Here is a 17,969-nt window from a genome sequence, read left to right on the forward strand (position 1 = left end):
GCGGATCAACCCGCGACGGCCGTATCGGTACCCAGCGTTTCCGCTCCGGCGTACCGGTGCCCGCCCGCGGTTTTCGCCGAGTACATCGCCTGATCGGCCCGGCGCAGCAATTCGGCCAGTTCGCTGCGGTCCTGCGGCGGGGCATAGGTGGTGCCGACGCTGGCCGAGACCGGTACCGGTCCCGCCGACGACCACACGGAATCGTTCAGCGCGTGCACGATGGCGTGGGCCAGTTCGGCGACACGGTTGTCGGCCATCCCGGCCGCCAATACGAACTCGTCCCCGCCGTAGCGGCACACCACCGCGCCCGGCGGCGCCACCTCCCGCAGCCGCTTGGCCAGTTCGACCAGTACCTCGTCGCCCACCGCGTGACCGTAGCCGTCGTTGATCTGCTTGAACCGGTCCAGATCCACCACCAGCAGACCTACTCCGCGGTCGGCCTGTTCGGCCATCATGCGTACCCGCTTGCGCAGCAGTGTGCGATTGGCCAGCCCGGTCAGTGCGTCGTGGGTGGCCTCGTGCTCGAGCCGCTGCTGCAGCGCGGCGAATTCGCGGACCCGTTGCGTGGCCTCGTCGGAGAGATTCTTCTTCTGCTGGGCCAGGGCCAGCTCCTGCAGCGCCTGGGCATAACTGTCGATGGCCTGGCTGGCCACCAGCGGCCACCGGGTGGCCACCAGGGATCCGCGTGGGCCGGCCGGAAAGCCGAGCAGGGTGCGGGTGACCAGCGCGAGCATCCGGACCCGGTGCAGCGGTTCGGCGCAGAGGCGGGCACCCAGTCGGCGGGCCGCGCGAATCGGGAAGGGGTCGGAAACGGTGAGGTGCAGCAGCTGCTCGAGGATTTCGACGAGCACGGGTTCGATCTCGGCGGCACTGATATCGGCGTCGGGTTGGGCGCCGGCGGCCAGCGCCCACTCCCGTGCCGTGGAACGGACGGGTGGCCGGGACTCAGCGGTCATCTCGACCACCGGTATCGGTGGAGCTCACGCCGCGGATCAGGGTCCGCCACGTCGGTACCGGGCTGGGCCGGCTCTGTCGCACTGCTATGCGGATGGTCCACCTTGTCGGGTGCACGCTACCGCCCCCTTTCCAGATACCCCGTCCGGCAAGAAGATCGTAGCAAGATGGTGGAACCCGCCGACCTGCGTTCTAGAACAGGTTCCGGGCCCCGGTACAACAGTGATCTCTGCTCCTATCGTCGCGGAAACTCTTGCGTTACACACTTTTGTAGAAGTATCGCGGCCGCACCCGGCCCGGCCCGGTGACCCGGAATGCGGTCTTCCCGTCACTGGCGGGTCGGCGCGGTCTGCCCGGGCCCGGTGCAACCGGTGCGATCCGCGCCGGTGCGGGGCTGATTGGCGAAATGAAACCGCGATTGGGTAGAGTCGCTGTGCACGCGATATCGTGGCGATCCCATGGATATCGTATGCACGCGGGTGTAGTTCAATGGTAGAACCTCAGCCTTCCAAGCTGATGGTGCGGGTTCGATTCCCGTCACCCGCTCCACCTGAAAAGACCCTGCCAGCAGGGTCTTTTTTCGTAGTTCCGCGGGCTGAGAGCCGGGCGTACCGGCGGGTGCGCCCCCGGTCTCCGGCTCGCTCCCCTTCTTCCATCGGCCGTCGGTGTGGCTCGGACGTCGACATGCGAGTCCGTCCGTCCGGCGTACGGCTGCCACCCGGGCCGCTCGCGGCCCGTAGTGGCCCGCCGGGGTAGTCGGGATTACTGAAGAAGGTGACGATCAGGGGGTGATCACCGCGGCGGCCCACCGGAGACCGGGCCGGTGCGTGCGGATCCGTGGGATAGTGGCCGAAGCCGGACCTGGTGAAGTTGTCGTCGGCCGAGCGGGGCCGACCGCCGCCTCCGGCCTTCCGTGCCCGGTCTGCTGCCTACCGTCGGCGTCGGGGCGGGGCTCCGGTGTGGTTTGCCTTCGCCGTGAATGCGTGGCATCTTGTTCTCGACGGGGTGTGGCGCAGCTTGGTAGCGCACCCGCTTTGGGAGCGGGTGGTCGCAGGTTCAAATCCTGTCACCCCGACAATTGTTCGTTCGCATCGCCGCGCCGCCTCGGTGCGGCACCTCAGATCCGCGACCGCGACGGCTGTTTCCCGTCGTTCACCGCGCTTTGCTGACCGGTACGGGGCAGCCCGATCTCCACTTCCGGCGCCGGGAGCTCCGCGCGGCGTCCGAAGGCCTGGTCGATCAATTCGGACGCGGCCCGGGTGACGATCAGCCGCGCGATGGCCAGGTCGGTCTCCAGTTTGGTGCGGTCCTTGGGGTTTCGTTCGGATTGCTCGTAGGCGCGGCTCGCCAGGACATAGAAGATTTCGGCGGCGTAGCGGTCGGCGATGCGGTCGCAATCGGCACGCATACGTTCGACCAGATGGAAAGTGGCGGCGGCGGGCAGGCCGGCGTCGGTGAGCCGGGTGGCCAGATCGCTGCAGCGTGGGTTGGTGACCCGGTACACGTCGAAGGGGTCGTCACTGGCGGCCAGTGCCTGCTGGACATATTCGGGAAGTTCGTGGGCCGGCTCTTCGGGCTCCGGCTTCGCCGCGACCGGGGCTTGCCGCCCGGGTGTGCTGACGGTCTGGTCGGTAACCCCCAGTACGTCCCCGAGGCCGTCGCCGCGGTCCCAGGCGGCCAGGAGTTCCCGGATGCCGTTCAGTTTCATACCCCGGCCGAGTAGACGGCTGATGGTCTGCAACCGGTTGAGGTGGTCCGAGCCGTAGTAGCCGATCCGGCCCCGGACGTCGGGCGAGGGCAGCAGCCCACGCTCGTGGTACACGCGGACGCTGCGCACGGTGGTTTCGGCAGCCCGCGCCAGCTCGTCGATCGTGTACTCGGATTCGCCAGCCATACGTATAGGAAACCATAATCGGGCCCGTAGATAAACGGTCCGTAACCAAACGAACCGCTGAGCAGCGGCTAAAAGATGTGAAAAACATGTCAACGTCCCGTTACCTAACGGCATGAGCCCTTGCCTCAATAGCCTTCCGTGCTCTAACGTGCGTGATGCAGCTGACATCAGCTGGTTTCCGGGGACTGTTGAGCAGCCCTGACGTTCCGCCCGACCAACGGGACACGTATCGGTTCAACCCGGCGTGCCCTCGGCAGTTCCGGAGACGGTTATGAGCACAATGCGAATTCGTTCCGTGAGTGTGGTTACACCCCGCGCCACCACTACTTCCCGGCTTCCCGCGACGCCGCTCCCGGCGACCGCGAAATCGGCGCAGCGGCCCCCGTGTGCGGAGGTGCCCGACAGCTGGGACCTCGACTCCGGCACTCCGGAAGCCTGGCATTCAGCAGTGCGCATCTGCTATGGCTGCCCGCTGTTCGCGCAGTGCAGCCGACTGGCGCAGACCCTCATCGAGCGAGGCGATGCGCCGCGAGCCATGATCTGGGCGGGCGTCGCCTACGACAACTCGGGCAATGTCATCGAGAACCTCGACCGGCACCGCACTGTGCCCATCGACCACAAGCGTCCGATGCGGATCATCCGCAACGGCCCGCGCCCCACTCACGGCACGACGGTCGCCGGGGCTCCGAAACGGCATATCGTGCTGGGTCGCCCACTTCGGCCGACGGAGCCGGCGGCTGTCTGACTATGCTCCGGGGCAAACATGGATCTAGCTCTGGTGGTGCGTAGATGACAATCCTGGCGTTGGAGATCGGTCCGACCCGGTTCGCCGCAATCGAGATCGCCGACGACGTCGGGGCCGACGGGGTCGAACGAATCCCTGTCCCGCAGGACGCGGCCTGGGATCGGGTGCGGGAGTTGCTGCTCGGTATCGCCGCGGGGCGCGATGTCACCGCGGTCGGTATCGCCTCCAGCGGCCCCATCGACATGGCGTCCGGGGTGGTCGCTCCGGAGCAGGTCCGCGAGTGGCAGGCCGGGTTTCCGCTCGTGGAATCGGTGCAGAAGCTGTTTCCGTCCGCGGTGGTGGCGATGGCGCTCGACGGCGTATGCCTGGCCCTGGCCGAACGTCATTTCGGCGCCACCCAGGAGATCATGGACTCGGTGTCGATCTACCTGTCGGACATGATCGTCGGCGGGGTCATGGTCGGCGGATTCGTCGTGGTCGGGCGCACCGGCAACGCGGGCCAGATCGGCCATATGCTGGTGCCCGGCTACGACGAACCCTGTGTATGCGGCGGCCGCGGCTGTCTGGAGTCGGTGGCCGGCGGTGCCGCACTGACCAAATGGGCGCGGAACGAGGGCTGGGTCGGCGACTCGATCGAGGCCCTCGCGCAGGACGCGCAGGCCGGCGACCGGATCGCGGTGGCCGCGCTGGAGCGGGCCGGGACAGCGCTGGGCCGGGCCATCGCCTCGATGGCACCCCTGCTCGATATCGATCGGGTAGTGATCGGCGGGCCGATCGCCGCGCCCGGGACGGCGCTGTGGAAGTCGCTGCACAATGCGATCGCGAGGCACGCGCGGCTGCCTTTTCTGACAGGCCTGCGGGCGGTGCCCTCCGAGCTGGAAGACCTCGGTCTGCTGGCCGGTGCGGGCGTTATCGCCCTGACGACACAGAACGACTGATCCGGGCGCTCGGTCCGCCTGTCGTGGGATGGCACCGGAATCCCCGGTAGGGCTGTTCGGCAGAGCGATCTCCGCCCCCGTTCCGGCATCCGCCACGGCGATGACCCGGGCCGTCGTTCCGGTGCCCCGTCGGCACGGCGGCCCGGCTCGCCTTCCGCGTCCCCGATCGAGATCGGGCGGTCGTAGTCTCCGTCGGGTGATTTGCCAATGATTAGCGCAGGTCGGTGCCAGTATTCAACGTCCGGTCCGGCGCGGACGGGGCGCCGCGCCGGTAGCCGATGCGAGACCTGAACTTTTCATGTCGCCAATGGTTTCCGTAGAATCGCTCGGCCGGCTATCGGCGCGCCCGGTCAACGGGGGTTGCTGGTTTGCCCGGTTGCCGGTTCCGTTCTTCGCGTTACGCCCAAGGTCCACTGTTGAACGTACCGCTGCGCAACGGTACATTATGTTCTGCGGCCGATGTCTCGTTTGAGGCACCCACCGCGCAACGGTAGGACGCACGCGATGAGAGGGCGCAGTGATCCCCTGGGTGACGGTCGAAACTTTGGCGCCGGAAGGATTCTCGGTCGCGTCGGTCGGGGATGCCGCACGTGAGTTCGCCGACTGGCGGCGGGTGCTGCAGCGGCAGCTCGCCCGCACGCCCGCGTTGTACGACGGGCTGAGTACCCGCGATATCACCGAGGTGCTGCGTGCCTCGATCGAGGGCGCGGCCGAGGTGGACAAAATCGTTGCGACCAGGGCCGGCCCACACAAACTGTTGGTGCGTCCGGTCTTCGGTCCCGGCGGCGAGGTGCACGCCGTGCGCTGGTGGGCCGGACCGGAGAAAGGGCCGGTGCCGCCGCTGCCGCGAGCGGTCGGGGTGATCTGGGATCTGGACAGTCAGACCCTCGCGCAACCCAGCGGTATCACCGCGCTGTCGGGAATCGCGCCCGAGGAATATGTGCCGCGGATGTCCATCGCGGAATTCTTCCACCGGATCTCGGCCTTCGATCGGCACGCCGAAGTGCTCGATCTCCTGTACCGGCCGGTGCCCGGGGACAAACTGCAGTTCGAGGTTTCGGTGCTGCGCAACGCGGGACGCGCCACCCGGTGGCGGATCACGGTCCGGGCGCGCGATGACGAGTATCTGCGCGGAGCCCGGTGGCTCATAGAGGACATCACCTCCGACAGTGACCCGGCCGTCTGGCCGACCTTGGAGAGTGTCGGACTGCGCGAGGCGCACCGGCGTGCGGGAAACCACCTGGCGGTGGTCCAGCTGGCGCATACGAGCATCTCGCATTGGCTGACCGATCCGGCGCCCTGGATCCGCTGGGATTACCTGTTCCGTCCGGTCGATGTATTCCATCCCGATGATCGGGTCCGGTTGGTGGAACTGGGTTCACAGGTGCGCAGCGGGGAAAGCGCCGGGGTGACACTGCGGACCCTCAACTATGCGGGGGGCTACACCCCGACCTCGCTACTGCTCTATCCCTATCCCGGGTTCTCCAATCGGGAGCTGGCGATCGCCCAATTGGTCCGGGTGGCCGACGATATACCCATGGTGGAACCGGAACCGACGGATCTGGCCGCGCCGGGTTCGCCGATCGGGTACGACGATCAGCTCCGCTATCGGCTGGCGGGCCGGTGGCGGCACAGCACCGTGTCCTAGCGCCGCGGTACCCGTGCCGGAACAGTCGAGTCCCCAGTTGTGGGAAGAAATCGCCGGTCGATCGCGGGGCTGCTCTTTACCATTTCGAGAGTGAGGACTGGGGTGGCCGGACGTGCGGATTCGGGCGAAGCGCTGCTTCGCCGGATGGCCGCGCGCAGGCGCCGCGACAATATTGTCGTGGTCGTTCTGGCCGTCCTCGCGGTCCTGGGCGGCGGCCACGCCGTCTACAGCTTCTTCGCCGCCGACCCGCAGCCCCCGGGTGACGACGCGATGGTGACCGTCGCCGGTCACGACCGGCTGGCCGGTTCCTTCGCCGAGGATTTCGTCGTCGCCTATCTGAGCGCCGGAACCGCGCAACAGGAATCACTGTCGCGATATGTGGGCGGATCCCAGCAAATCGCGCTACCCAAAACCGGCCAGCAGGTCCGTGACCCGATCGTCGTGTACACCACCCGGACGCTTTCCGTCGGGACCGTGGAGGTCTGGTCGGTGACGGTGTCGGTGCATGTGGGACGCGGCCAGACCGACGGCCCGCGGCAGTACTACCGGGTCCCGGTCTCGGTATCGGAGGGCAACCTGCGGGCGCTCACCCTGCCCGCCGCGGTGCAGCCGCCCGGTATCGGAGCCGATCTCGCGCAGGCCTATTCGGCACCGTGCGGGGAAGAGACCGCGTTCACGCAGGTCGCCACCGGATTCCTGACCGCCTACCTGACCGGAACGGGAGATGTCGCGCGGTATGTGACCGTCGAGTCCGGTATCGCCGCGTTACGTCCGGCACCGTTCACCGAACTGAGCACGGTGGCCGTCACCGCCGAGGACTCCGCCTGCGGTACCGCCGGTGAGACCGCCCGGATCTTGGCGACCGTGACCCCGAAGGGGCCGGCGGGTGCCGCTCCGGCGCTGGCCTATCCACTGACGATGGTGCGTGGGGACGGGCAATGGCAGGTGCGGATCATCGAAACGCTGCCCGCGCTGAAAGAACCACTCACCGCCGTCGCACCGCAGGGGGAGAAAGCCGGCCCGGCGCCCGGTAACACCACCGGAGCTCCGACCACGACCGTAGAGATTCCACCGGCCACCCAGAACTGACGTGAGGCGACCAACCCATGGGCAATATATCCAATATCCTGTACGGCATTCTCGTCTTCGTCCGCTGGGCGGGCCTGATCCTCATCACCATCGTGTCGATGGGTGTGATGATCTCGGAGGCGGCGAAATCCAAACTGTCCCCGGCGAAGATCCTGGGCGTCGCCGGTTCGGCGATCCTGGCCGCGGTGCTGTTCTGGATGTTGCCGACGCTGGTGAACTACGCCCGCGGCGACGCCAACATGATCGTGCCGGATCACCCCGTGGGCGGTTATAGGTGACCCAGGTGATCAAGGTCTTCACGCCGGTCAAACGTGTCCCCACCATGATCGGCAAGGCCCAGAACGGTCAGAAGCTGCCGTTCGGGCCCTACACCCTGCCGCAGGTGGCGGGTGTAGCCGTGGGGTTGATACTCACGGGCGTCGGCGCGATGACCCTGCCGGTGAATCCGGCGATCACCTTTCTGGTCGGTGTGGCACTGACCGTCGTCATCGGGTTCGGGCTCGGCCTGATCCCCTACACCGGGGTGCGGCTGTTGTCCCGGGTCGTGTGGTTCGGCCGGCTGATCCTGTATCCGAAACCGGCCCTCGCCTCGGGGATGCCGGTGACTCCGGAATCGGCCCGGATCACCATGTTCGTCGAGGAGACAGTGGTGGCGATCCTGCCCCACGAGCCGACTACCCCGGTGCCGGCCAGGGAACGCGGCAAACGAGCGGCCGCCCGGGGCGGTCAGATCCTGGAAATGCTGGGTACGAAACGCTTCCTGCGTCCGGTGGAAGTGGTCGAACCCGCCGTCGCGTCCGGCACGCCGTCGAACTGGCGGACGATGATCAACGGTAACGGGGGGCGGCCGAAGAGCGGAGAGGGACGCTGATGGGGTTCAACCGGGATCTACAACCCACGGCCGCGATTCGCGGACACCTGCAGTTCACCCACACCGGGTTGGTCACCGCGACCTATTTCATCACTCCGCTCGGTTACGGGTTGCGTAAGGCGAGCGATAAGTTCGATGTCAAACTCGCGCATCATTCGCTGGTCAACAATCTGCCGAACGGTTCGCTGCTACTCGGCATCCAGGCCCGGCAGAACACGATCGATGTGCTGAGCAAAATGGTCGAGGGCGTGGATCTGGACGAATGCGCCGACTACGCCGACGAGGTGTTCGCCTCCTACGAACGGGTCCGGGCCATTTCCCCGCAGACCCGGATCTTCCTGCTGTCGATCCCGGTCGGCACCGCGAACACGAGCGGAATCTCCGCGCTGTCGCGGATGTGGCGGGGCAGTACCACCACCATCGACGCCACCGCCATCTCGCGCGCCGAACTGGATGCCTACGAGGATGAGGCGAACGAGATCCTCTCCCGTGTCGGTAGCGAGTTCGATCCGGTGCCGGTGCCGGCCGCCATGTTCCAGTGGCTGTGGGAGCACTACCTGGCCCGCGGCGCGGTGGGCGATCCGATAGCGCCCACCCGGGCGGGTGCCCTGGACGACGCGACCGCGGCGGTATTCAAATCCGCGGCCCTGGACGAGGGCGCCCGAGCCGATTCGCAGCGTCGGTTGCGTCCCTCGTTCGTACCGGTGATCAAGGTGGTGCAACCGGATACCGGATACCGGCCGTCGTATCAGGCGATGCTCACTCCGCGTTCTTTCCCCTACGCGGGCATGATGTTTCCCGGTGGCAGCGAATTCCTGAGTGTGATCGACGGCCTCGGTGATGTGACCGTCGACTGGGGGATGCGAATCTCCACCAAACCCGCCGATCAGGTGCTCAAGGCGAACGAGGTGAACCTGCGCCGTCTCGGCGAGCAGATGGACCAGCGCGATCAGGAGATCTCCTTCGCGCAGAACACGCTGATGTCCAAGGCACAGATGCTGGGCGAATACAATCAGCACTTCGAGGTGAACGGCGGGGAATCGGAGGTCTCCTTCACCACGGTCATCGCGGTGGGCGGCCCGTCCCGCGACGAGACCATGGATGCGGTAAACACCCTGCGGCGCCGGTACAAGCGATTCCAGGTGGAGATGGTCGCGCCGGTCGGCGCGCAGGTCGATCTGTGGTCGCTCCTGATTCCGGGCAGTCCGCCGCGTCGTGCCTTCGATGATTTCGCCCATATCGTCCCCTCCGATATGTGGGCCGGTTTCGTACCGTTCACCACCAATCAGATCGGTGACGACAGCGGTCCGGTGATCGGTATCAATCTGCTGTCCGGCCATTTCGAACCCATCCATTTCGGGATCATGGAAGCGGCGCTGCACGACCTGTCGGCCTCCTTCGCGGTGACCGGCGAACTGGGTTCCGGTAAATCGTATTTCCTGAAGCTGATGGCCGTGCTCGTGCACGATATGGGCGGGCAGTTCCTCGCGATCGATCGCAGTCAGGTCGGGGAATGGGAGCATTTCGCGTCCGCCATCGACGATGCGGTGATCATCGACCTCGCCAACCCGACGGTATCGCTGGACCCGTTGCGCCTTTTCGATCCACGGGTGGCCGGTGAACGCGCACTGGATTCCGTACTGCCGCTGCTGGACCTGTCGCCCACCTCGGGTACCGGCGCGGTCATCAGCAATCTGCTCTCGCCCCGCGGCATCGCCGAACACGGGATCGCCAGTCTGCTGGACCTGTTCCGCGTGGTCTGCCGGTTGCGTGACCAACCGGGCTCACTCGAGGAGTACTCCGACCTGGCGGCCCGGCTGGGCACCATCGTGGAACGGGTACCGGTGCTGTTCGACCCGAACCTGGCGCCGATCCGACTCGACGCCGCGGCGACCGTGGTGCGCAGCCACCGGCTGGCGCTGCCGACCGCCGAGGAACTCACCACCCCGCACTTGTACAACCGGCTGCCGCTGACCAAACGGCTCGGCACCGCCCTGTACGAGTTGGTGGGTGTGACGGCGCGGGAGGCCTTCCTCTCCGACAACGGCCGCTTCGGCCTGCTGGTCGGCGACGAAGCGCACCACTTCACCCAGACCCAGGTGGGCGCCGCGGTGACCTCGGACTTCAGCCGAGACGGACGTAAGCACCTGGCCGCGATCGGCCTGGCCTCGCACGATCCGGCCACCGACTTCCAGGGCGCGGCGCACAATCTGATCCCGAACCGCTTCGTGTTCCGTCAGCGCGACGAAACATTGGCCCGTAACAGTTTGGAGTGGCTCGGAGTCGACCTGGAAGAAGCGCCGTTCCTGCTCCAGGCCCTCCGCGAGGAGACCTCACCGCCGGTGGGGGCGGGCCGGCAGGTACCCGAGGAACGGCGGGGCGAGATGTTCATGCGGGACGCGCTGAGCCGGATCGGCCGGGGAAAGGTGCTGGGGCCGGCCCGGGCGGACCGGGCCGAAGCCATCACCAGTACCCCGACCGTCGTCGCGAAAACCGACCGACGAGAGCCGGAGGCGGTGCGGTGACCGGGACGTGAACGAGGCGGCGGGCAAGAACGTACCCGACGGGCGGCAGTTCAGGACGATCGTGTTGATCGTTTTCCTGATCCTGGTCTGCGGCTGCGGCGGTACGGTGATAGCGGTGATCGCCCCGCTGGGCGAGATGGTCTCCCTGGGCCGGACCGATTACCAGCGGCAGTGCGATATCGCCCTGGGAACGACGACCGGTACCGCGATCCCCACCGCGCCGACTACGACGACCTCCGCCCCGGACTCGTACCCGGCCGCCACCTCGCCTCGTCCCACCGCTAATCCCTACGCCGCGATGCAGATCGAAGACGGCGATACCGACCTCACCGATCGCGACCGGGCCTGTTACACGGCGATGCAGTCGGCGCCGTATCAAGACCAGCCGTTGCGGCAGCCGAATACCGGCTTCTCGGCGGTCTGCGCCGCCGACCTTGCGCTGCGGTATCCCGAAGCCGGAGGAACGGCGGCCATGGCGGAGTACATACGTGATGTGGTCTACAGCGCCTCGATCGTCACCACGACCGGACAGTGTGCGCCTACCCGCGCCCCGGCACCCGTCGCCGAGGAGAGTTGTGGGGATCCCACGAAAAAAGTCCCCGCGGTGGTGCTGCCGGTGAGCGTGGGCACCCAAGGCTACTGCGGGCAGCTGGTCGACCCGGACGCGGCCTCACCGGGTGACGTGGTGTTCTGGGAGTACCGCGACAACGCCGCCACCAAGGCCGGTATCGCGCTCGGGCCACGCGAACTGGTGACCGTGGACAACGGCAGGTTCGTGCGGCTCGGCGTCCCCGACGGTGCCGAGGTGCAGATCAAACGGGTACTGGGGGAGGCGGCGTGACCAGCGCGGAAATCGGACCCTACCCGGTCGAGGCCGAGAGCGAGGCGGAGCCGGACAACGCTGTGCCGCAGTCCGGCTCGCCTTGGCAGCCGGGTGAGCGGCGGCAGTGGGGTAGGGGCACGGGCAACGGATCGCCGCCGGGAGCACCTTCGACACCGGCAGGTCCCGCGGGGCAGAACGGCGCCACCCCCGCCGGCAATTCCGTGTCGGCGCCGCCCGCCGCGCCCGCGCCGAACTCCGCGATCTCCGCGCCTCCCGTCACACCTGTCGCGGCCCCGATCGCCGCGCCTCCAGCGGTCGCCGCGCCGGTGTCCGCGCAACCGGCTCCGCCCGCTGCTGCTCCCGCCGCCCCTGCCACGCGGAAGGAGGAGCCGGAACCGGAACCGCTGGTGGACCCGGAGATGCTGGCGCAGATGGCGCCCATGGCATTGATGGCGGGCTCGGCACTGTTGCCGATGATCGGATCGGCGCTGTCCGGGCTGCTGGGCGGTGGGTCCGGTGCCGGCGCCGCGGCGCCCGCTGCCGAAACGGCCGGCACGCCGATCGACCCGCAATCCGACCGCGCCATGAAGGTGCTGAAACTGCTCGAGGCGATGTACGGCGAAGGGGAGCCTAAAGATCCCGAAGTGAAGAAACTACGGGAGAAGGTCGGCGGAAGCCAGACCGGCGGCAGCGGTGACGGCCCGGCGATGATCAAGGCCAAGCGGATGTTCCAGGCGACTCGGGCCACCGCCTTCAACAATCTGGACAAACAGCTGGCGAACTACTGTTCCACTCTCGCCGGGACCAACAAGGTCGACCAGAATGCCGTGCGGCAGCTGTTGAAACAGACGAACGCGGCGCTGGCCGAGCTGGGTCCGCTGGCGTACACCAAAGAGGGGCAGCAGAAGGTCCGCCGGATCCTCACCGCGGCACTGCAGACCGCGCACAAGATCGTTTCCGGGGGTACGGCGAATTCGGCCGATACCGCCTCGGCGATCAACCAGCTCACCAACCAGTACCTGTACAACATCCTGGGAAAGGAATTGCCCGGGGGCGTGAAGCTCACCCCCATCGCGGGGTCGACCGTCAATGGTGGATCGGAGCGGGCGCAGTTCGCGGTCAAGACCGCGCTGGCCCAGCGAGGCGACCCTTATGTGTGGGGCGCCGAGGGCCCGAACAGTTTCGACTGCTCCGGACTTACGCAGTACGCGGCCGCGAAGGCGGGGGTCAAGATACCTCGCGTCGCCAACGATCAGTATCGGCAACTCCCGGCGGTCAACCCGAGCAATATCCAGCCAGGTGACCTCATCTTCCCCTCGACCAGCTACAAGAACGGTCAGTACGGGCACGTGATGATGTATATAGGCAACGGCCAGGTGGTGCACGCACCGAGAACCGGTGACGTTGTTCGGGTCACAAGTCTGCCCAAGAGTTACGAGGCACGGCGCTTCGCCTGATCACCGGCCGTGCCGGGCCCGGCACGGCCGGTGATCGGTCTTACGGATCCCAGGGGTCCAGACCGGCTTCGGGGTCGAGATGGTCGAGGTTGGCGATACGGGTTGACCACATGGCCAGCCGGGCCCGATTGTGTTCGATGGGGCTGTTGTAGTAATTGAGTGCCGCTTGTTGGAACTCGGTGGCCGCCTCGGTGGCGATTGTCCATCGAGTGTCGCGGCCGACAGCGTTCCACTCCGCCCCCGAGATGGCATTGCGCAAACCGATATCGGAGTCCCAGTGCCGCCGCACACGACTCACGAACGCCTGGTCTACCAGCGCCCCGGGCGGTGGTGTGCTGGTGTGCCTCGCGAAGTTGTTCGCCGCCACGACCGCTTGAGCCGCGAAAGCCCGCTGGGTGGTTATCGTGTCCGTTGGAAGCAGATGGTTCTGAACCGCGCGCGATGCGGCGAGCGCCTTTTGCAGGGGCCCCCAGCCGTACGGGTTCGACGACATACTGGACTTCATCGCCGCTGCTGCCCGCAGTACCTGGTGCACTTGTTCGTCCGGTGTGCCGGCGGCACGCAGCACTGCCGCCATTTGCCCGTCCGGGACCCTGCTGTCGCCGAGACCGTCGAGCGCGTTGGCGATACCGAGTGCCTCGGTCATACCGCCGTGATCGTGGGAGCGAGCCTGCGCTTTGCGCAGCCAGTTCGCGCGGCCCAGGTGGCTCCACTGGTACATTTCCAGGCGCGATCCGGCGGTCTGGATATTGGCCAGTTCCGAACGCTTCTTGCCGCGGGCCAGCGGATTCAGCGGGTTCGGTGTGGCGGCCATGGCCCAGCCGGTGAGCGGCGAACTGTTGACGGTGTTCAACGCCGCGATCGCCGCCAGCCCGGGGAATCCACCGCCGCCACCGCCACCGCCACCGCCGCCACCCATACCCAGCGCGGTCCCGCCTCCGCCTCCGGAGCCGGAGGAATTGCCCTGGATGGCCATCGACATCCGGTTGGCGATCCAGTCGTTGCCCCGGGACAAACTGCTGTTCAGCCGCCGGATCTGCGAGACGGCCACGACCTCCACGACGCACAGGATGACGATGACCGACATGACCTGGCCGTCCGCCTGATCGAAGAGGTTGCTGATGAAGAGCACGTAGACACCGAGAAAGACAATGAACACCGTCATTCGAGCGGCCGCGATGAACGCGTCGACGATATTGCGGACGAGGAATGTCTGCGTGGGTCCGTACACGAAACCGCCGGCGGCGAACCCGAAGATCGTCATGAATCCGTGATAGATGGCGTTCATTGCCGCCTTCATCACCTTCAGGGCGAGATAGATGGCGAAGATCAGCAGCACGGTGGCACAGATCAGCAGAATGAGGCCGGTGCCCACCTGGCCCATCGTGGGTGTGGAGGCTTTCGCGTAGGCGGATTGATTACCGCAGTTCTGCATTCCCTCGCGCACATTGCTGTCTTTTCCGGACAGCACGCCGGAGGTCCATGCGGACTCGCAGGCGGCGTAGTTGTCGATGACCTGGCCGAAGTTCCAGACCTGCACGGGTTTACGAGCGAAGTTGTCGGCCAGATCGTGCTGGAGGGTCGTGACCAGCAGGGCGGGGTTCGGGTTGCCGTCCCCGGTGAGCCCCGCCGCGACCGACAGGCCGACATCACGACCCTGGGTGAGCAATCCGTCGGAGGAGAGCACATCGGCCAGTGGTTCGGCCAGGAAGAGCGGACCCAGAATCGCCACGCCGAGCATGGTGATGATCTGCATCACGGCTTTGCTGGGAAAACCGCGGACGATGAACCAGGCCACGAAGAACGCGCCGATGGTGGCCGCGGTGATCAGGAGCATCGGGGTGGCGATCTGGCGCGCGAGGGCGTCGGCGACACCGGTGAGCGCGTTGGCGAACATATCCAGCCAGGCGAAACTGAACGCGAATCCGATAATCCAGATGGCGGTAGTGACAATGGCCATGTAGCCGACGAATTCGAGGCTGATGAGGGTCCACAGGACGGTATTGCCCGGATTGAACAAACCACCCTTGTCTGTCGCGAAGGTGTAACTCGCGAGCGGTACCCCGTTGGAGTCGCGTACGTTCATCCAGCTCAGGCCATCGATCTGGGAGACACCGCTACTGGTCTGCGCCGTGGCCACCGCGCCGACGATTCCGGGGAAGACGACCATGACCAGGACAATCAGCAGTGACCACAGCAGGCGGCGCCGCCAGGGGTTGCCGTCGACCCACTCACGGGCCCGATGCACCAGGGTGTCCGGATACCAACGCAGCGCATCCCATTCCGCTGCGGGCACCGGCCGTCGCGCCGCGGGTGTCGATGTCGTCATGGGCAGGTCACCGCCGGACAGGCGCCGCCGCGGATCGCCCGCCCACCGGCGGATACGCGGGCCGGTCCGCCCGCGAGTCCGCTGCGCCGTGCCAGGGGATGTGCCGCCGCTTCGCCTCGTGGTTGACGCAGGTTCATCGACTGTTTCCTCCTGCGGCGCTATCCGGCCCTCGGGTGACCATGAGGGACAGTGGTGTTCGTGCACGTCAGTGTATGACCGGGGACTTCGATGATGGCCTGTTCGACCAGGTCAGCGCTTCCCGCCATTGGGAATCCAAGACAATGAGTGGGTTCAGGAAGGAGTCGCGCGCATGGTCGGCTGCCGATGCTCGGGTCCCGGTGCCGGCCCGATTGTGAACGCCCACCGTGCCGGCGGGCCGGTCGTCCGCGTCGCTGCCGATAGAGCATGCGAGGGGTGATCGCGTGGGCATAGGCGACTGGTTCGAGGACCACTGGGACGACGTCGTCGTCGGTGTGGCGGGCGCTGCCGGTTTCGCGCTGGGTGGGCCGGCGGGCGCCGCCCTGGTCGGCGGATTGGCAGGTGGCCTGACCGCGGCGGCTCAAGGCGAGGATTTCCTCGCGGGCATGGCGCTCGGCGCCGCCGGTGGTCTCCTGGGCGGGGCTGCCGGGCTCATCGGTCGTGGATTCTTCACCGCGGTAGGTCAAACGGCAGTGCAGGGCGGGCGTGGCCTTGTGACGAATGGGGCGGCGCGAGCCATCCCCGGCGCATTCAACGGAGTGCGCTCCGGGCTCAATAATTCCACGACGCGGCTGGTTTCCGGAATGCTCGGTTCCGGCATCGGCGCCACACCGTGGCAGACCGATATGAATCTGCGCGAAAACTACTACAAGAACATGGGCGGCTATCCCGAAGTGCCGGTTATCGATATCACCGATGACGAGATTCCGGAAGCGCCGGAGAAGATGGCGCGGATATACATGCCCGATCCGGGGAATCTGCCCTACGGTCTCGAATTCACCGCTCCCATGCAGCAGAACTACCGGACGCTGCCCGCCACCTACGCGGGCTTCATGAAGAGCCTCGGAAGCAAACCGTCGAAGGACGCGCTGCCGAAGAGCCTGGAAGTCAGCGATATCTCCGGGGAGGAAGCGTCGGGAATCCCCAACTACGTCGACCGGGTGGCGGCGCTGCGAGGGTATTACAGCGACCTACGGGATACGACGGAGGCGGTGGCGGTCGCGGTGCATCGCACGGGTGAGCTGTGCGCTGCGGCCCGCGACGATGTCAACGCATCCATCAGCGCCTTGAAAAAATTCGCCGGTACACATCCACGCGATGCCGAGCGGATAAAAGGCTACAACGAGGAGTACGCCGCGAAACCGAGCCAGCACACCGGGTTGCCGGCTTTCGTCGTCGACGACAGCCTCCTGGTCGCGACCGGTATGTTCAGTTTGGGGCCGAGTGAGGACGCTTATGTCATGGTGCTCGTCGAGTCCGCCCTGGGCAGTGGGGGGAATCTGATGGCGGCCTACGCCCAGAAATTCCAGGAACTGGCCGCGGAAACCGAGGCGAAGAAGCCGGAGGAGAAGGATCCGAAGGAGAAGGACTCGAAGCAGGGTGGTGAGGAGAAGAAGGGGAACGACAAGGGCTCCGACGTGAGAACCGACCAGGACCCGGTGTTCCGGCAGACCACTCCTGCGGACGCCACGACCGATACCACCACCGGCGCGACCGGGCAGACTTCGCAGCCGCCGCCGGCGCTGGACCTCTCCGACGACGGTTCGGGAACCGATTCGGGTACCACTGATGGAGCCGACAAGGGAACCGGCGGCTCGACCGGCGATGACAGCGCAGGCCGTACCCCCACTACCACCGCTGCGGGCCCGGACGCCGGGGCGGCGCCGACTACACCCGCAACCGTCACGCCCGCGGCCACCGCCGCAGCGGGGATGAGCTCGCCGCTCGCGGCGATGATGATGCCGCAGATGTTGCAGGCGTTGACCAATCGTAACGGCGGGACCTCCCGCCGCGAGCACGATGGTTCCCGCGACCGCGACCAGAACGCCGGGCGGCCGGGCGAGAGCATCGTCGCGGCGCCCGCGGTCGCACCCACACCCGGCCAGCCGACCGGGCAGCCCGCAACCCCGGCACAGTCCACTACCGGGGCTCCACCGGCGAAGACGGTTTCCGCCCCGGCGGCCGCGCCGGTGCCCAAGCCCGCCGTCGCCCGATCAGAGGACAATGTCGTCTACACCTTTCCGACGGGCGAGACCCAGGAGGTGTCGGCCGTGGTGGCGCGGGCACTGGACGCGGCCTTCGGGAACGCCGCCGGTACCGACGCGCGGGCTGCCTACACGGGGACCCCGGCCGAATGGACCGACGAGAAGCGGATCGGGCTCCGTATCGATCCGTACCAGCTGATGACCGGTGATGTCGGGCTGTGGGAGGGGCCGGCCGAAGGGGAAGGTCGCGGCAGCCGGACGGCATTGCTGGTGGTCCTGGATTCCGACGCGGACACCGGGGTGCTCCAGGCAGTGATCGAAGGGGAGCTCCGGGTGGTGACGTCGCTGTCGGAGATGAGTGATGGCGGTGGTGAATTCGGTCCCTTCGTCGGAATGTTCCACCCGCCGGGAATCGAGAAGAGTACGACCGGCGCCGGCTCCGATATCGCCGCGGCGGTGCCGGGCGCCCCCTTGGATCAGCCCGCCGCCGGCGCCGTGATCACCGCATAAGGA

13 protein-coding genes and 2 tRNA genes are annotated in these 17,969 nt (G+C 66.9%); 12 read left to right on the forward strand and 3 right to left on the reverse strand.

The features are described 5' to 3' along the window. Positions 1-5 precede the first annotated feature (5 nt). A complete protein-coding gene (locus ACQPYS_RS05690) occupies positions 6-956 on the reverse strand; it encodes a diguanylate cyclase domain-containing protein (RefSeq protein WP_431941520.1) in 951 nt (316 codons plus the stop codon). Positions 957-1,429: 473 nt separating this feature from the next. On the opposite strand from ACQPYS_RS05690, the gene ACQPYS_RS05695 reads away from it, so the two are divergent. Then, a tRNA-Gly gene (locus tag ACQPYS_RS05695) sits at positions 1,430-1,503 on the forward strand. Between the two features lie 452 nt (positions 1,504-1,955). Further along, positions 1,956-2,029, forward strand: a tRNA-Pro gene (locus tag ACQPYS_RS05700). Positions 2,030-2,071: 42 nt separating this feature from the next. On the opposite strand, the gene ACQPYS_RS05705 is transcribed toward ACQPYS_RS05700, so the two are convergent. Continuing rightward, positions 2,072-2,848, reverse strand: a complete 777-nt coding sequence (locus ACQPYS_RS05705) for a MerR family transcriptional regulator (protein ID WP_433491887.1) — start codon at positions 2,846-2,848, stop codon at positions 2,072-2,074. A gap of 295 nt (positions 2,849-3,143) precedes the next feature. Here ACQPYS_RS05705 and ACQPYS_RS05710 point away from each other — a divergent pair, with 295 nt between their 5' ends. The 9 genes from ACQPYS_RS05710 to ACQPYS_RS05750 all read left to right on the forward strand — a co-directional run bounded on the left by ACQPYS_RS05710 (position 3,144) and on the right by ACQPYS_RS05750 (position 12,944). Continuing rightward, positions 3,144-3,593, forward strand: a complete 450-nt coding sequence (locus ACQPYS_RS05710) for a hypothetical protein (protein WP_157107489.1) — start codon at positions 3,144-3,146, stop codon at positions 3,591-3,593. Between the two features lie 44 nt (positions 3,594-3,637). Further along, on the forward strand, positions 3,638-4,531 hold the full coding sequence (locus ACQPYS_RS05715) for an ROK family protein (RefSeq protein WP_433491888.1): 894 nt from the start codon (positions 3,638-3,640) through the stop codon (positions 4,529-4,531). 529 nt (positions 4,532-5,060) lie between these two features. After that, positions 5,061-6,179, forward strand: coding sequence for a GAF domain-containing protein (locus ACQPYS_RS05720; RefSeq protein WP_433491889.1), 1,119 nt, complete (start codon positions 5,061-5,063; stop codon positions 6,177-6,179). 90 nt (positions 6,180-6,269) lie between these two features. Further along, positions 6,270-7,268, forward strand: a complete 999-nt coding sequence (locus tag ACQPYS_RS05725; protein ID WP_433491890.1) for a conjugal transfer protein — start codon at positions 6,270-6,272, stop codon at positions 7,266-7,268. 17 nt (positions 7,269-7,285) lie between these two features. After that, a complete protein-coding gene (locus ACQPYS_RS05730) occupies positions 7,286-7,546 on the forward strand; it encodes a hypothetical protein (RefSeq protein ID WP_030525365.1) in 261 nt (86 codons plus the stop codon). Continuing rightward, positions 7,543-8,139 carry a hypothetical protein gene (locus tag ACQPYS_RS05735; RefSeq protein WP_433491891.1) on the forward strand — a complete coding sequence of 199 codons (597 nt, stop codon included), beginning with the start codon at positions 7,543-7,545 and terminating at the stop codon, positions 8,137-8,139. Before ACQPYS_RS05730 ends, ACQPYS_RS05735 begins: the two co-directional genes overlap by 4 nt. After that, complete coding sequence (locus ACQPYS_RS05740; protein ID WP_431941513.1) at positions 8,139-10,664, forward strand: ATP-binding protein; 2,526 nt, start codon at positions 8,139-8,141, stop codon at positions 10,662-10,664. Before ACQPYS_RS05735 ends, ACQPYS_RS05740 begins: the two co-directional genes overlap by 1 nt. A 7-nt stretch (positions 10,665-10,671) precedes the next feature. Next, on the forward strand, positions 10,672-11,505 hold the full coding sequence (locus tag ACQPYS_RS05745) for a hypothetical protein (protein WP_433491892.1): 834 nt from the start codon (positions 10,672-10,674) through the stop codon (positions 11,503-11,505). Next, positions 11,502-12,944 carry a C40 family peptidase gene (locus ACQPYS_RS05750; RefSeq protein ID WP_433491893.1) on the forward strand — a complete coding sequence of 481 codons (1,443 nt, stop codon included), beginning with the start codon at positions 11,502-11,504 and terminating at the stop codon, positions 12,942-12,944. The genes ACQPYS_RS05745 and ACQPYS_RS05750 overlap by 4 nt, the downstream gene beginning before the upstream one ends. Positions 12,945-12,984: 40 nt before the next feature. Here the strand turns inward: ACQPYS_RS05750 and ACQPYS_RS05755 are convergent, their stop codons facing one another. After that, the gene (locus ACQPYS_RS05755) at positions 12,985-15,273 is read right to left on the reverse strand and encodes a hypothetical protein (RefSeq protein WP_433491894.1); all 2,289 of its coding nucleotides are present in this window, start codon (positions 15,271-15,273) and stop codon (positions 12,985-12,987) included. Positions 15,274-15,695: 422 nt separating this feature from the next. Between ACQPYS_RS05755 and ACQPYS_RS05760 the strand changes: the two genes are divergently transcribed. Beyond that, on the forward strand, positions 15,696-17,966 hold the full coding sequence (locus tag ACQPYS_RS05760) for a hypothetical protein (RefSeq protein WP_433491895.1): 2,271 nt from the start codon (positions 15,696-15,698) through the stop codon (positions 17,964-17,966). Positions 17,967-17,969 lie beyond the last annotated feature (3 nt).

Origin of the sequence: Nocardia grenadensis (genome assembly GCF_050942415.1) — a bacterium.
GTDB lineage: Bacteria > Actinomycetota > Actinomycetes > Mycobacteriales > Mycobacteriaceae > Nocardia > Nocardia grenadensis.

Coding starts and splice junctions, on each gene's coding strand:
- ACQPYS_RS05730 (WP_030525365.1), top strand. CDS start 7,286: ATGGGCAATATATCCAATATCCTGTACGGCATTCTCGTCTTCGTCCGC.
- ACQPYS_RS05715 (WP_433491888.1), top strand. CDS start 3,638: ATGACAATCCTGGCGTTGGAGATCGGTCCGACCCGGTTCGCCGCAATC.
- ACQPYS_RS05755 (WP_433491894.1), bottom strand. CDS start 15,273: ATGACGACATCGACACCCGCGGCGCGACGGCCGGTGCCCGCAGCGGAA.
- ACQPYS_RS05690 (WP_431941520.1), bottom strand. CDS start 956: ATGACCGCTGAGTCCCGGCCACCCGTCCGTTCCACGGCACGGGAGTGG.
- ACQPYS_RS05705 (WP_433491887.1), bottom strand. CDS start 2,848: ATGGCTGGCGAATCCGAGTACACGATCGACGAGCTGGCGCGGGCTGCC.
- ACQPYS_RS05740 (WP_431941513.1), top strand. CDS start 8,139: ATGGGGTTCAACCGGGATCTACAACCCACGGCCGCGATTCGCGGACAC.